Here is a 15016-nt window from a genome sequence, read left to right as displayed (position 1 = left end):
GCGGTGATCGTGAGTGACCTTGATCACCGGACTACTGTCCCTGGCTGCGCTCACTGGTTCTTGTGACGCTTGATCCCATGAACAGCAACCGTGAACGCAGTCTCCCCGCTCCCGCCCACTGGATCGACGGCCGGGCGATTCCCTTCGACGGTCCCGTGATCGAGGTGGTCAACCCGGCCACCGGCGCCGTTATCGCGACTGTCCCCGAAGGCACGGCCGGCGATGTCGACCGCGCCGTGGTTGCGGCCACCGCCGCGTTCCCTGCGTGGGCCGCCACCAACCCGGCCGAGCGTGCCGCCGTCATGCGGTCCATCGCCGCAGGCCTCAAAGCACGCAGCGAGGAGATCGCCGTCGCCATCAGCACGGAGATGGGAGCCCCGATCTCCCTGGCCCGCTGGGGCCAGGCCGCGATGCCGATCATGTCCACGGAGGCCATCGCCAGTGTCGAGAGCGACTTCCCGTGGAGCGAGGAGATCGCGAACTCGTTGATCCTCCGTGAGCCGATTGGTGTGGTCGCCGCGATCACTCCGTGGAACTTCCCGCTCCAGCAGGTTGTCACCAAGGTCGTTCCGGCCCTGCTGGCCGGCAACACCGTGGTACTCAAGCCGTCCGAACTCGCCCCGCTGTCCGCACGGATCTTCGCGGAGGTCGCCGCCGAGGCCGGTCTGCCCGCCGGGGTGTTCAACGTGGTGCACGGCACCGGTCCGGTCGTCGGTGAAGCGCTTGCCGGTCACCCGGCCGTCGACATGGTGTCCTTGACCGGCTCCACCAGTGCTGGCAAGCGCGTCGCCGCTGTCGCGTCCGGGACCGTCAAGCGGGTCGCACTGGAACTGGGCGGCAAGTCCGCGGCCGTCATCCTGCCCGACGCGGATCTGAAGGACGCGGTCACCCGAGGGCTTGCCAGTGCCTGGACCAACAGCGGCCAAGTCTGCGGCGCCTACACCCGCATGCTCGTCCCGGCCGAGCTGCACGACCAGGTGGTCGACCTGCTCCGCGAAGCGGCTGGCGAGTACACGACGGGCGATCCCACCGACGAGAACACACGGCTCGGCCCGCTGGCCTCCGAGGCGCAGCGCACGCGCGTGGCCGCCTATATCGAGCGGGGCGTCGCCGACGGCGCCACCCTTGTGGTCGGCGGTCCCCTCAGACCCGTGGGGCTGTCCACCGGTGCCTATGTCAAGCCCACCATCTTTGCCAACGTCGAACCGGACTCCGTCATCGCCCAGGAGGAGATCTTCGGCCCGGTCCTCGCGGTCATTCCCTACACCGATGACGACCACGCCGTACGGATCGCCAACAGCACGATCTACGGCCTCAACGGCGCCGTGTTCGGCGAGACCGAGCACGCCCTGGCCATCGCCAAGCGGATGCGTACTGGCCAGGTCGACATCAACGGTGGCCAGTTCAACCCGCTCGCTCCCTTCGGCGGCTACAAGCAGTCCGGCAACGGACGCGAATACGGCCGCTTCGGTCTGGAGGAGTTCCTGGAGACCAAGGCCATCCAACGCTGAGCCCCATACCAACGGCGCCCTCCGGCGGGCCGGGCTCAGACCGTCAGGGCCGGTTTCCGTGTACCACGGTCAATCAGATATCCACCCCAGGCCCTTCAAATCGGCGGTCGACTCAGTCCGAGGGACTTCCGGTCCCGTTCACACAGGGCAGTTCGTACATTTCCGAGTCACGCATCGCTGCAGCAGGCCGATCACCCCTGATGGGCCTGCGCCCAGCGCGAACATCGAGGTATTCATCTTGAGGGCAACACCCGGGCTCACTGCCCGCGCAGTCGATCGCCTCCTCCGGCGGCTCAGAAAGCTCCCCGCCCCACGCAACGAGTACGCCGTCGAGCGTGGCTTGCGGACGCCGACTCGCGATGGCTTCGTCCTGGTGAGTGACCACTACAGTCCTGTGGTCTCGGGCTCCGACAGCGCCACGATTCTGATCCGCACACCCTACGGCCGAGGGTTGCCGGTCGATGCGATCTGGGCCCGGACTTTCGCGGCGCGGGGATATCACGTGATCCTCCAGAGCGTCCGCGGGACGGTGGACTCCACCGGCACCTTTGAACCCATGGTGCGGGAAGCCGAGGACGCCCAGGACACAATCGTGTGGTTGCGCGAACAGCCGTGGTTCAACGGAAAGTTGGCAACTTTGGGCATGTCCTACCTGGCCTTCACCCAATGGGCCCTGCTGGCCGACCCCCCGCCCGAACTCCGGGCGAGTGTGATGATCGCGGGACCTCACGACTTCAGTCGGGTCATCTGGGACAACGGCTCGTTTGCGCTGGAGGCCATGCTGGGCTGGAGCGCTGTCAACAGTGTCTCGTTCGAGGACGGGCCGAGCCTGTTCCGGCAGCTCGTGTGGAACAAACAGTCCACGGACCGGTTGGATGCGTCGTTCGCGGGTCTGCCCTTGGCAAGAGCGGCAGAGTCCGTCCTGGACAAGCGTGCGCCGTGGTTTCAGGAATGGTTGGACCACACGGACCTGACCGACCCTTACTGGCGCCCGTACAACTTCACCGGCGCCGTGCAGCATGTGCGGACGCCGACGCTACTGGTGGGCGGCTGGCAGGACGTTTTCGTCGGACAGACCGTGGAGCAGTACGAAGCCCTGCGGTCCAGGGGCGTTGATGTCGCTTTGACGCTCGGCCCGTGGACGCACGCCGGTCACGTCACGAAGGGGTCAGGCGTCATTGACAACGAAGCCCTGGACTGGCTGGACATGCACCTCGGTAATGACGGACCGGCTCGACGTGCCCAGCCGGTCCACACGTTCGTCACCGGCAGCGACACCTGGCATACCTCCCCGCTATGGCCGCCGACCTGCACCGAGACAGTCTGGTATCCGAACAATGCCGGTCAGTTGACGGCGACGGTCCCGTCGGGAGGCGAGTCGGCGTTCAGCTATGACCCCGGCGATCCGACGCCCTCGGTAGGTGGGCGGAGACTGACAGGCGATGCGGGTGTGCGGAACAACTCGGATTTGGAGGCGCGGCAGGACGTCCGGACCTTCACCACTCAGCCCCTTACTGCCGATCTCGAATTCGAAGGATTCCCTGTCGTCGACGTGTCCTTGAGTTTGGACAACCCTCACGCCGACCTCTTCGTGCGTATCTGCGACGTCGATGTAAAGGGCCGCTCACACAACATCGCCGATGTCCTCGTCCGACTCGACCCCACGGCGGACGCCGGAGAGGTCCAGCACGTCACCGCACGGCTGTCTCCCTGCGCTCACCGATTGCTGAAGGGGCACCGTCTCAGGCTGCAACTCTCCGGCGGCGCTCATCCGCAGTACGCCCGAAATCTTGGCACTGGGGAGCCCCTGTCGACCGGGACCGGCCTCAATGCGGCCGTCCACACCATTCACCACGACAACACGCGGCTGACTCTTCCTGTCACTTCCACGGGGACCACCAGACCGTCGTAGCCCAACTTGCGGCCGGTGAGTTCGGGCAAAGATCCTCCGCGACTGCTGCCTCGGAGGGCGGAGGTCTCCACTCCGCCCTGCCGGCGGGACGGATGTGCCATTGTTTCCGGCGTCTTCCCGACAAGGCGTTACATACGCAACCCGAGGATTGGTCCCGCAACTCGGTGCACACCGGGTAGGAGACAGGGCTTTTATCCATGGACTCTTTGTCCATGGATAAAAGCTCCGGACCCGGTCCAGCTTCTGCAAGGCTTCAGGTTCATACGGATGACCGTTGACTAGGAGTCGTTGTGAAGGACATATCCGTTCCCCATCTGACTGGGAAACTCGCCGTGGTGACCGGCGCGAGCGACGGTATCGGGCTCGGTCTGGCCGAACGGCTGGCCCGCGCCGGCGCCGAGGTCTTGATGCCGGTCCGTAACGCCGCCAAGGGCGAGGTGGCCGTCGCCCGCATTCGCTCGTCCGTCGCGGGCGCCGCGGTTTCCACCTTGGCACTCGACCTGGCCTCGTTGAACTCTGTGGCCGCGCTCGCCGAGCACCTCACCGCTGTCGGGCGGCCGATCAATATTTTGATCAACAACGCGGGCATCATGATGCCGCCCACCCGGCACACCACGAGCGACGGATTCGAGCTTCAGTTCGGCACAAATCATCTTGGTCATGTTGCATTGGTGGCACGCATACTGCCGCTGTTGCGGGAGGGCAGGGCAAGGGTCACCACCATGACGAGCAGCGCCGCCCGCACCGGCAAGATCAACTGGGACGACCTTCAGAGTGAGCGCTCGTACGCGCCCATCGGATCTTACCAGGCCTCGAAACTGGCCAACCTGCTGTTCGGGATGGAGCTTGACCGGCGGAGCACGGCAGGCGGCTGGGGAGTTGTCAGCAATGTCGCTCATCCGGGGACGACCCTCACGAACCTGTACACCGCCGGCCCCGACATGGGGCGCCAGAAACCCTCGGCGTACAAGGCGATCATGACGCGGCTCGCTGGTTGGGGTCTGTTCGTGCAGAACGTCGACGCGGGATTGCTCCCTGCTCTCTATGCGGCCACAAGCCCGGAGGCGCGCGGCGGAGGCTTGTACGTACCCGACGGTCTCGGCCACTTCACCGGCGCTCCCACCAGCCAGACTCCCTACAAGCCTGCCCGGGACGAAGCCCTCGCCGCACGGATGTGGGAGGTCTCCGAACGTCTGGCCGGGGTCGCCTTCCCGCGCGTCTGACCCACACGCAGAAGCTCGCCCTGTGAACCGAGCCGAAACCACCGCCCTCCTGCGCAGGCGCCGTTGAGCACTCCAACTCGGACGTCAGGCCCCCCGAGGGCAGACCCAGAGGCAACGCGCCTGAATAGCGGCACGGTCCATACCTCCGCTCAACGTGATCCCTGCCGCTGTGCTCGGATCCCCCGAAAGCACGCCGTGACGGGCCACCACCGCCGCACATGCATACAAACTGGGGCCGCACCCTTCCTGTGCGGGGAATTGAGCTCGCCGACGGTGGCCGGCGACGAAAGAAGGAGCTTTCGCGTGACGACCGTTATCCAGCACGTGCTGAATCGGCTTCGGGAAATTGGCGTGAAGCACGTCTTTGGCGTACCCGGTGATTACGCCTTCCCCGTCAACGATGCCATTGCCCAACATCCAGACGTCGAGTGGGTCGGCAACTGCAACGAACTCAATGCCGCTTACTGCGCGGACGGCTACGCACGCGTTCACGGGGTGGGCGCGGTGTGCACCACCTACGGTGTCGGAGAACTCAGCGCCATCTGCGGCATCGCCGGCGCCTACACGGAGCACGTTCCACTGTTCCATCTCGTCGGAATGCCGCAGATGGGGGTCCAGGCTCACCACTCCGTCGTGCATCACACATTGGGCGACGGCGAGTTCAACCTCTTCGAAAAGCTGTCGGGTGCGGTGGTCTGCGCGAGCGCCATCATGACCCCCCAGAACACCGCCGCCGAGACCGAGCGCCTCATCGCTGCCGCGCTCTACCACCGTCGGCCGGTCTACATGGCCTTCCCCTCCGACCTGGCAAGCATGCCCGTCGTCGGTGAGGCGCAGCCGCATCCCACTCCGGCCAGCGATCCCCGCCAGGTGGATGCCGCCGTGCAGGCGATCAGTGACATGCTCGGCAGAGCCAAGAGCTCGTGCGTCCTGCCCGGTGTCCTCCTGGCACGTGCCGGCCTGGAGCAGGACCTCCAACAACTCCTCGACGACACCGGAATGCCCTTGGGGAGTCCTCAACGAGGACCAGTCCGCCTTCGTCGGCATGTACGACGGCAAACTCATGAACGAAGACGTCCGCCGCTTCGTCGAGGACAGTGACGTCGTCATCCTCGGTGGCACACTGATGAATGACTTCAACACCGGGGCGTTCACCGCGAACCTCGATCCCGGCCGGTTGATCGACATCCGGCACCACTACGTGCGGGTCGACGGCATGACCTACCAGAGCGTGGAGATGAAAGACCTCCTCAACGCTCTCGCCGAGAAGCTCCCCCACAAGCAGTGGCCGCAGCCGTCGGCCGAGATCACACGCATGGCGCCGGCGGGAGGCAGCGGTGACGACCCCATTACCGCCGCGACCCTCTACCCGCGGTGGGAAAGGTTCCTCAAGCCGAACGACGTGCTGATCGCCGAAACCGGAACAGCGTCCATGGGCATGGCGTTCGCCCGGCTGCCCGCGGGTGCCACCTTCCACAATCAGACACTGTGGGGCTCGATCGGCTGGGCCACCCCGGCAGCTGTGGGCGCCGCCGTCGCGGCCAAGGACAGTCAGCGCGTCGTGCTGATCACCGGAGAGGGCTCGCACCAGCTGACGGCCCAGGAAATCAGCCAGTTCGGGCGAAACGGCCTGCACCCGGTGGTGTTTGTGATCAACAACAACGGCTACCTGATCGAGCGCCTACTCTGTGCCGACGGCGACGTCGCTTACAACGACATCGCCGAATGGCGATACTCGGAGCTGCCGAAGGTGCTGGGCTGTGAAGGTTGGTACACGGCGCGCGTGACCACCATCGCTGAGCTCGACCACGCCATGGACACCGCGGCGAACGCCGACACCGGATGCTACGTCGAAGTGGTGACCGGCACCTACGAGGCACCTCCCATGCTCAACCAACTCCACAATTACACCGCGACGCTCTACTCGACCTGAGCGCCCCTTAGGTGCGCCGGACGTTCCGAGAGCTCCAAGTTCGCACCCCCCAACCTTGTGGTCTTGCGCTCGAACTCTCACTCCCGCTCCAGCGCTATAGACCCGGTAGCCCCATACGCCCCCCACGCCTTCCCGCACGCCCTCCTCACCGCGAGACGATCCTCCCCGTGGCCAGCGGCGGAGCCCGTGCCGCATAGGTGTACGGGCTCGAAGCGCCCTAGCCCGATCTGTAATCGACCACGTCCGTGGGTGCCTGGTCCAGGCGGAGAGCTGGTACCCGTCACGTTTTTACACCCTGCGGTATTCGTCAGACTCCGCAGGGCCTAGGTGTATTGCCCTGTGAGGTTGGTGACGCGGCTGGCGGGTGGTTTGCCTGCGAGCGCGGTGTGTCCGCGGTGGTGATTGTAGGTGTGGAGCCATTGCGGGAAGGCGTCGCGTCGTTCCTGCTCTGAGCGGTAGGGCTTCGCGTAGGCCCATTCCTCAGCAGTCGGGATCCAGCGTCTCGTCTGGTCGAGCTGCTGAAGCTGGACACGCTCGAGGAAGCGCAGCATCTCCAGGCGCGCCCGCCAGTCCGTCACCCCGTCGTTTCCCTGCTCACCCTGGCGCGCAACTCGGAGCGGGCCGCCGGGCGGGCTACCAGATACGGGTGCCACCACAGGCGCACCGACAGCCGCAACAGCCGCCGTCGCAGCACCGTGTTGTCGCCCGGGGAAGAAGCAGCGAGGTCCTGGTAGGCGGCGGTCCAGGCGCGCTGGGTGCGAACGAGGCCGTCGGGGAAGAGGCGGGGATCCATCCCCCTATTAGAACGTATGCTCGATTACCGCGCCGAGCCCGGTACCGGCAGAGTGCCCCTCTCGCGGAGACGCAGCGCTCCAAGTTGGCCCATGAACGGTCCGAGTTGGCCTGTGAGTGTCCGGGGTGGGCCAGCAGGGTAGCGGTCGCCCTCGGCAACTCTCCCTGGCCCTCCACCGCGACGGACAAGGACCCGGGAGATCAGCGGCACGCGATGGATACGGTTCCCAGGGGCGGTCCCGGCCCCAGCCAGTCGCACAGGAGCACGGTCGCGTCGTCCTGGAGATGCCCGTGGTGGTAGTCGAGGAAGGTGTGGACGAATCGGCGGACGGTCTCCTGGGGGCTCAGCCTGGCGGCGGGGTACTGGGTGAGGACGGAGATGAAGCGGTCGAGCCCGAATTCGCTCCCGTGCGCGCGCCGTGCCTCCGTGATGCCGTCGGTGTAGAGCACGACGCGGTCTCCCGGCTGCAGCTGGTGCCGGCAGACCGCCGCCTGCCCACCGCCCAGGCCGGTGCCGAGCGGGTACGCGGGTTCGCACTGCAGGCGGAGCGCGTTCTCCCCGCGCAGCACGAGCGGGGGGTGGTGTCCGAAGCTGGCCCAGCGCAGCAGCCCGGAACGGGTGTCCAGGGAGATGAGGAGAGCCGTGACGTAGCGGTCGTCGTAGACGCGGTTCAGCTCTTTCTCAATGGCGTCACCGGTCTCGGCGATCCCGGCCCCGCGGCGGCGGGCGCTGCGGGAGGCGGCGACCGCCAGGGCGGCCGTCTGGCCCGCGGCGGTGTCGTGGCCCATGGCGTCGAAGATCGACAGATGGACCTGGGGGCCGGCCGTCGCGTAGTCGTAGGCGTCACCGCCGATCCAGTACGACGGCTCCAGCGTGGCGCAGATGGCCACCCGTGAGTCGGTGTAGGTACGAGGCGGCATCAGGTGCCACTGCGCCTCGGCGGCCACGTTCATCGGCTGGGTGCGGTTCAGGTGGGCGTAGGTGTCGCTGTGCCCGCGTTTGGTGGAGATGGCCAGCGCCACCAGGGCCGCCAGCCCCCTGGCCTGGTCACGGACGGCGTCGCCGTCCCGCGCGGTGGCGACGAACATGATTCCGATGCGTTCGTTGCCGTTGAACAGGGGCACCCAGTACGCGGCTCCACCGACCGACGGTGTGGTGGCGGGGAGCATCCGGCCGTACTGGTAGGCGCGGCCCGCGTCGGTGTCCTGGATCCTCAGAATCCGCTCAGCCGACGCGTCCGTGCGCGCTCCGGCGAGCAGATGGAGCGCGCGGCGCTCGACATCGCCGAGATAGAGACGTACGTCGGTGAAGCCCGCGGGCCCGGCCCGCTCGCTCACCGTGTCCGGGAGGTCGTCGAACGAGGTGTTGCCGATGACGCTCAGCAACCCCGCGAACAGTCGCTCGCCCCTGTTGTCCCGATCATCCACGCCAGTACTTTCCGGTAATGCGACATTCACCCGTGAATGTTCCGATCGTACATCGGGGCCAATCCGCCAGGTGCCCGGTGGAGGCATGCCGCCCTGGAGGCGTTCGAGGTCCGAGGCGCGGACCTGGAACCGGAACAGCGCGATCACGGCCGAGACGCCGGCCATCTCCGTACCCCGTCACCCCACGCCTTCGGCAGCGAATGCGTCTTCTGGAACGTCTGTTTCTGGGCCGGGCTCGCGTCCTCCATGAAGTCGCGAGCCTGGGTCTTCCCCTCGTCCCTGGTGGCCGTGCCGAACACCGCCAGCAGGATGGACAGCCGGTCAGGTGGTCGCCGGTGCGCAGGTAGCGGGCTACGAAGTCGGAGTGCGATTAGGGAGCGTATGTGGTTGCGATCACCAGGTGGTCCGGGTGAGTTCTCTGAGCCAGATCATCGAGGCGCGCAGGTGGAGGCCCGGCGAGGTGGGCTGCGACGGCGCCGGCCCCAAGTCCCTGTCCCGCACGGGGCCCCCGTCGCCCGTGCCTTCCTAGATCGTGCCGCTCCACGCCCGGCGGTTCTCCCGTCGGCGCACATGGCCGCGCCAGCCCGCGAGCAGCGTCATGCCCGTCCATGCGGCGACTCCCGTGACGAGGCCGCCGAGCCTGCCTTCGGGGTCGACGTCCACGGCGTCCTCCAGCGGGACGGCGCCTTCCGGGTCGCGGAGGATCTCGATGCGGTCGCCCACCCGGTAACCGGGGTTGCTCCCCCGGTACTCGAGGGTCTCGTCGAGTTCACCGCCCGGCCCGACCAGTGTGAACCGGTGGTTCTCGCTCGCCGTTCCCGCCGCGCTGTCCGCGGTGATCGTGACGGTCTCGCGGACGCCACGTCGGTCGAGCGCCGCCTCGGGGGCGTACTGGACGGACCCGACGAGAATGAAGAGCGCGGGGACCACGGAGAGGACGGCGAGCCACCACGCCCTGTGGAGCAGCCGCAGCACGATCACGAAGACCAGGCAGCCGAGCACGCCCGCCGCGATCGGGATGAAGTCCATGCCCAGCGTGACGTAGGCGAGTCCGGTGTTGCCGGCGGCGATCCCCCAGGCGACCAGCAGCACCCAGAGCGTGGCGAGTACGGACGCCCCGGCGCTCCTTCCCGTGCGCTGCCCACCTGGAGCGGGCACTCCGGCCCCGGCCGCGTCCCCGACGCCGCCCGCCACGGGCGCGTTCATCCTCTGATCGCTCATCCGCGCAGCATACGAGGCGACCGGAACGCCGTACCCACGTGGCCCGGGACCGGTGTCAGTGGCGTGTGCCAAACGACCACACCCGACGGACGCCCGGTCCCGCCCGCGCACGCCGACGAACGCACCATGCTGACGGCCTGGCTGGACTTCCACCGGTCCACTTTGGCGCTGAAGTGCGCGGGCCTCGACGACACGCAGGCGCGCAGGACGGCCGTAGTGCCCTCGTCCATGACGATGATCGGCCTGGTCCAGCACCTGGCGGAGATCGAGCGGAACTGGTTCAGCCGCGTGTTCGCCGGCGAGGACGTGGCGCTGCTGTTCGGGGACCACGGCGGGTTCGGATTCACCCTCGACCCGGACCGGACCCTCGAGGAGGCGCTGGCGACCTGGCAGACGGAGGTGGAACGCAGCCGTGAGCTGATCGCCGACGCTCCGCTCGACGCCCCCGGCAGGCTGTCGGAGGAGAACGCCGCCGTCCTCGGCGAGGACAGTGTGTCCCTGCGCTGGATCCTGATCCACATGATCGAGGAGTACGCCCGTCACCACGGTCACGCGGACCTGATACGCGAAGCCGTCGACGGCGTCACAGGCGCCCAGGGAGCGTATGTGGTTCGATCACCAGGTGGTCCGGGTGAGTTCTCTGAGCCAGATCATCGAGGCGCGCAGGTGGAGGCCGGCGAGGTAGCTGTCGGGGGTCTTGTCGTAGCGGGTGGCGATGCCTCGCCAGGCTTTCAACTTGTTGATCAGACGCTCGACGGTGTTCCGCTCTTTGTAGAGGTCGGCGTCGTGGCTGACGGGCCTGCCGCCCTTGCTGCCCTTGTTCTTCCGGTTGGCGGCCTGGTCCTTCTTCTCCGGGATGACCGCCTTGATGCGGCGTTTGCGCAGGTGGGCGCGGTTGCCGCGGGACGCGTATGCCTTGTCACCGGCGACCGCGTCGGGCCGGGCGCGAGGACGGCCGACGGGCCTGCGGACCCGTATCTTCTTCAGTACCGGGATGAACCGCGGACTGTCAGCGGCCTGCCCCGCGGTCAGGATGAACGCCAGCGGGCGGCACTTCCGGTCGCCGGCGACATGGATCTTGCTGGTCTGCCCGCCCCTGGAGCGTCCGAGGAGGGCGGCCTTCAGCCGGAGTTCGCGCCGTCGCCGGATGCGTCATCGGTCTTCCCGCTGAGGGACGCACCCAATCCGAATCCAACGGCGGCTCTGTCCTCGTCGATGAGCCTCACGGCCCGGACCAACGCCCCTAGTGCACGCCCCGCCCCGCCACCGGAACGCCCCCAATTGAGGACAACAAACCCCGCCCAGATCTCCGTCTGCTGCGCTCCCAACACCCTCGCTTCACCAGCCTCGGCGCTTGCATCGGAACGCGCATCGGCCTCCGATGGTCCACCTCCCAGACGCGCTGCGACCACCCCCGCGCCCACGAGTCCAACCGCCGCCCCAGAAACCACCAACGACCTACGACGCACGACACGGTCCTCTCAATCCACGAACCGCACTTACTCTCTATGTACCGCTCAGTACGGCTTTGATTTCGCCGATCTGCCGAGTGACCGCAGCGCGGTCGCTGTCACTCTTCCATCCTGATAGCAGGATGGAACTATCACCTTCAGCAACCTTACGCAAGGCACCTAGAGCCACGGCATGAAGTTGGGCCTGAGGGCGAATGTCTCGGATCACGTCCAGAAAATTATCGCCATCAATCCATGCATATTCATGCGAACCAACGGAAGCTGCGGCCACGATCGCTGCGGCCACAACTACCTCTTCCGGCAAGAATTCCCGGTTAACGAGGGAAGCGTCTGCTGCGACTTTCACGAGAATGTCCTCCACGAAGGCCAATCGCCCTTCCACGGACAAGCTTCTCGCTTGGTCAATAAAGTCTTGCGCGCTGTCGCTTTCTAGAACTCCACAGCCCCACGTCCCCATATCACTACCTCCAATTTAGCTTGCCACCCAGACCGCTGAAATCAAATTCAGGGTCCCGCCGATTAACGAGAGAGACCCCCCGACTTTTCAATCCATCCATAACTGTCTGCTCTACCCTCCTCGCAGTTACGGAGCTTACGCCCACCGGGAGAGGAATCCAGGTCACATTGCAGATATCCGCGCATGAGTATCCTGCAGTACCCACCGCGTGAGACGGCTTGGTTGCAGCCGTTACTCGGTCCTGAATATTCGTTCTCGACATTCCAACATACTTCTCTCCACCTTTCAGGTGGATCGTATAAACCCCTGGCGTACAGGCATGGATCACCTGGGCAGTAGCCACCGCCGAGCGCCTCGACCCACTGAACACGCCACCCCGGATGCCCGACATCCCCGAACCACGAGCCGACGACCTGAAGCCGTTCCTCGGGCACTGGAGCCCCTATGGCCCCTGATACGAAACCCTCCTGGCGCCAGCCCTGGCCTGCCTCCCCGCGGGACCCCGTCGTCTCACGGCTGCGATGTTGATAGTGGCTGCGATCTCAAATCCGGCCTCCCCACGCGCAAAGCAGGAACCCAAACTGGGTGAGGAGCCGAACGCGTCTTGCGTGCAAGCACAATCGAGCTCACGGCGAAGCCCCACCAGAGCGCTCCGGTGGGGCTTCGCCTCACGGCTCCGGGCAGAGGCCCCGCCTGGATGTCCCCCGGCAGGTCTCTCGCCCTATCACCGACGCTGTCACGCGCCTGTCACCAACTACGCGGACTCTTCCGGACCTCGATGCCTTGACCTGCTATTACGTAGTCGTCATGGACTGACGTGGACGCCATAGACGGTCTCTACAACCTGTGCCATGTGGTACCGAGCGAGGGACCCAGGATGAGCACCGGCGCGTCGTCCGGTCCGTCCATGCGGTACTGCAGCGTCAGGGTCCGGGCAGGCATCGGCGTGTCACTCACTTCGCTCACATCGCTCACTCGCGTCAGGTTAGTGAGATGGTCACCGCCACACCTCACGGGGTGGTGGTCACCCTGTGGTGGTCACGGGGTGGTCGTGGAGACGACGTACACGCGGGGCATGGCCGGATCGCTCAGGTCCACGGTGATGTCCTGGGTGGGACGCGGGTCCTTCTGCTTGTGCGTGGTGCCCGACCACACGCGGGTGGGGATGAAGTTCCAGCCGACGGTGCGCGAGTCGCGGGACGCGATGCTGACATGGCCCTCCTTGAGCGCCGAGCGGTGCGTGCCCAGTTCGGTGAGGAAGGTGTCGAGCCTGCCGGACGTCACGTTGAACTGCACATACAGGCGGCTGGACTTCCAGTTGCTCGTCTCGTAGTAGCGCACGTTCGTGGCGCGCGCGGGGATCGGCACCTCGAAGACCCGCTGCTTCATCCGGGACGGCACGTCGTCCGTGAGGCCGGTGGCCGAGGACTCCAGCTCCTTGTCGAGCCCGCTGCGCCTGCTCTGGCCGGCCGAGACCACGAGATAACCGGCGGGGACGCCGATGAGCAGCACGATCACTATCGCCGTCAGCCACCGGCGGCGGACCATGTGGCGGTGGTTCTCCGGGGGCTTCTGGGACTCGTCCGGAGACTTCGACTGGTGGGGCACGGTCATGAGGGAGGTTCCTGGCTGGTGCGGGGGGCTCGGCCGGTGCTGGTACGGGGTTCCCGGGGCTCTTCCGGTGCTCGCGGTGGCTCGGAGGTGTGCTCGTCCGACGCCGGCTTCGGCTCGGTCTGCGCCTCTGCTTCCGCCCGCGCCGCCGCGACGGACTCCTGTGCCTCGCGCACGGCGGCGGCGCGGGACTCCTCGGCCTCGCGCAGCTCCTGCTCCTCGCGCAGTTCCTGCGGCATCCGGCCGGTGCGGATCGCCTCCGCGTACAGCTCGTACTTCTCGTACCGCTCCAGCCTTCGCCGGTTGGCCCGGCGGAAGCGGCGCGCCACGAGCCGGGAGAGGTCGGCCGCGCCGACCATGCCCGCCTCGGGGCCCAGCTGCGCCTTGGCGATACGGGCCTCCGGCCGGTAGCCGCGCCCGGTGAGCTGGCGGCGGAAGGCCTCCCTCGCGGGGCCGATCAGCAGATCGTCCGCCGCGCTGACGCCGCCGCCGATGACGAAGCAGGACGGGTCGAGCGCCGCCGCCAGGTTGGCGATGCCGACGCCGAGCCACTGGCCGATCTCCTGGAGCAGTTCGACGCACATGGCGTCGCCCTCGCGGGCCAGCTCGGTGATCAGGGGGCCGGTGATGTCGGGGATGTGGCCCTTGACGCGTTCGATGAGGTTGTACGCCACCGGGGAGTCGGCGGCGGCCAGTTCCCTGGCCTCCCTGACGAGCGCGTTGCCGGAGCTGTACTGCTCCCAGCAGCCGCGGTTGCCGCACGGACAGCGGTGGCCCGCGGGCACGACCTGCATATGTCCGAACTCGCCGGCCACGCCGTACTTGCCGCGCTTGACCCGGCCGTCCTCCAGTATGGCGCCGCCGATACCGGTACCCAGCGTGATCATGACGAGGTGGTCCTCGCCGCGCCCGGCGCCGAAGCGCCACTCCGCCCAGGCGGCGGTGTTCGCGTCGTTGTCGACCATCACCGGGACGGCGAGCCGGGAGGAGATCGAGTCCCTGAGGGGTTCGTCGCGCCAGGCGAGGTGCGGGGCGAAGAGGACCTTCGCGCGGTCGGCGTCCACCCAGCCGGCGGCGCCGATGCCGACGGCGTGCACGTCGTGGCGGTCGGAGAGGTCCAGCACCAGCTCGACGATGGTGTCCTCGACGACCTTCGGGCTCTTGGACTTGTCCGGCGTCTCGGTGCGGATCTTCTCCAGGATGTTGCCGTCCGGGTCGACGACACCGGCCATCACCTTCGTACCGCCGATGTCGATGCCGACCGTGGGCACCCGCGGCGCCGACGCGTGCGAGCGGCGTTCGCGGGTGCCGACGGTCCGCAGCACGGGGGCGCGCGCGGTGCCCCGATGGGTGAAGTCGCGGTAGGTGCTCATCCCAGCCGCCCCCTCATGTGCCGGGGGGCCACCGCGGGCCGGGCGGCCGGCGTGGGGCGGGGACTTCCCGAGCTGGGGCCGCC

The 15016-nt window shown here is 67.1% G+C and carries 10 protein-coding genes and 4 pseudogenes; 6 read left to right on the top strand and 8 right to left on the bottom strand.

Going from position 1 to position 15016, the window contains the following annotated elements; genetic code table 11:
• Positions 1-77 precede the first annotated feature (77 nt).
• The 5 genes from ACIBBB_RS01555 to ACIBBB_RS01535 all read left to right on the top strand — a co-directional run bounded on the left by ACIBBB_RS01555 (position 78) and on the right by ACIBBB_RS01535 (position 6579).
• Positions 78-1511, top strand: coding sequence for an aldehyde dehydrogenase family protein (locus tag ACIBBB_RS01555; protein ID WP_398977571.1), 1434 nt, complete (start codon positions 78-80; stop codon positions 1509-1511).
• Entirely contained in the window at positions 1396-3423 is a 2028-nt protein-coding gene (locus ACIBBB_RS01550; RefSeq protein WP_398977569.1) for a CocE/NonD family hydrolase, read from the top strand. The genes ACIBBB_RS01555 and ACIBBB_RS01550 overlap by 116 nt, the downstream gene beginning before the upstream one ends.
• 290 nt (positions 3424-3713) lie before the next feature.
• Positions 3714-4646: an SDR family oxidoreductase gene (locus ACIBBB_RS01545; protein ID WP_398977567.1), complete on the top strand. Its 933-nt coding sequence runs from the start codon at positions 3714-3716 to the stop codon at positions 4644-4646.
• Between the two features lie 303 nt (positions 4647-4949).
• The gene (locus ACIBBB_RS01540; RefSeq protein WP_398977565.1) at positions 4950-5747 is read left to right on the top strand and encodes a thiamine pyrophosphate-binding protein; all 798 of its coding nucleotides are present in this window, start codon (positions 4950-4952) and stop codon (positions 5745-5747) included.
• Positions 5710-6579 carry a thiamine pyrophosphate-dependent enzyme gene (locus tag ACIBBB_RS01535; RefSeq protein ID WP_398977563.1) on the top strand — a complete coding sequence of 290 codons (870 nt, stop codon included), beginning with the start codon at positions 5710-5712 and terminating at the stop codon, positions 6577-6579. Before ACIBBB_RS01540 ends, ACIBBB_RS01535 begins: the two co-directional genes overlap by 38 nt.
• A 323-nt stretch (positions 6580-6902) precedes the next feature.
• Here ACIBBB_RS01535 and ACIBBB_RS01530 read toward each other — a convergent pair.
• From ACIBBB_RS01530 to ACIBBB_RS01515, 4 genes and pseudogenes are all read right to left on the bottom strand, one after another.
• A pseudogene (locus ACIBBB_RS01530) lies at positions 6903-7064 on the bottom strand (integrase core domain-containing protein); the annotation flags it as partial.
• A gap of 89 nt (positions 7065-7153) precedes the next feature.
• Complete coding sequence (locus ACIBBB_RS01525; RefSeq protein WP_398977561.1) at positions 7154-7372, bottom strand: hypothetical protein; 219 nt, start codon at positions 7370-7372, stop codon at positions 7154-7156.
• A gap of 200 nt (positions 7373-7572) precedes the next feature.
• Positions 7573-8799, bottom strand: coding sequence for a PP2C family protein-serine/threonine phosphatase (locus ACIBBB_RS01520; protein WP_398977559.1), 1227 nt, complete (start codon positions 8797-8799; stop codon positions 7573-7575).
• A 525-nt stretch (positions 8800-9324) separates the two neighbouring features.
• Positions 9325-10020 carry a hypothetical protein gene (locus ACIBBB_RS01515; protein ID WP_398977557.1) on the bottom strand — a complete coding sequence of 232 codons (696 nt, stop codon included), beginning with the start codon at positions 10018-10020 and terminating at the stop codon, positions 9325-9327.
• Between the two features lie 126 nt (positions 10021-10146).
• Here ACIBBB_RS01515 and ACIBBB_RS01510 point away from each other — a divergent pair.
• Positions 10147-10614: pseudogene (locus tag ACIBBB_RS01510) on the top strand (DinB family protein); the annotation flags it as partial.
• A 21-nt stretch (positions 10615-10635) separates the two neighbouring features.
• Here the strand turns inward: ACIBBB_RS01510 and ACIBBB_RS01505 are convergent.
• The 4 genes and pseudogenes from ACIBBB_RS01505 to ACIBBB_RS01490 all read right to left on the bottom strand — a co-directional run.
• Positions 10636-11169: pseudogene (locus ACIBBB_RS01505) on the bottom strand (IS5 family transposase); the annotation flags it as partial.
• 357 nt (positions 11170-11526) lie between these two features.
• Positions 11527-11949: a DUF4259 domain-containing protein gene (locus ACIBBB_RS01500; protein ID WP_398977555.1), complete on the bottom strand. Its 423-nt coding sequence runs from the start codon at positions 11947-11949 to the stop codon at positions 11527-11529.
• Positions 11950-12987: 1038 nt separating this feature from the next.
• On the bottom strand, positions 12988-13563 hold the full coding sequence (locus tag ACIBBB_RS01495) for a hypothetical protein (RefSeq protein ID WP_398977553.1): 576 nt from the start codon (positions 13561-13563) through the stop codon (positions 12988-12990).
• A 218-nt stretch (positions 13564-13781) separates the two neighbouring features.
• Positions 13782-14933, bottom strand: a pseudogene (locus ACIBBB_RS01490) (ROK family glucokinase); the annotation flags it as partial.
• Positions 14934-15016: the final 83 nt, after the last annotated feature.

The sequence above is a fragment of the Streptomyces sp. NPDC051217 genome (assembly GCF_044455465.1).
Taxonomy (GTDB): Bacteria; Actinomycetota; Actinomycetes; order Streptomycetales; family Streptomycetaceae; genus Streptomyces.
This window is presented reverse-complemented; position numbering and strand designations above follow the sequence as displayed.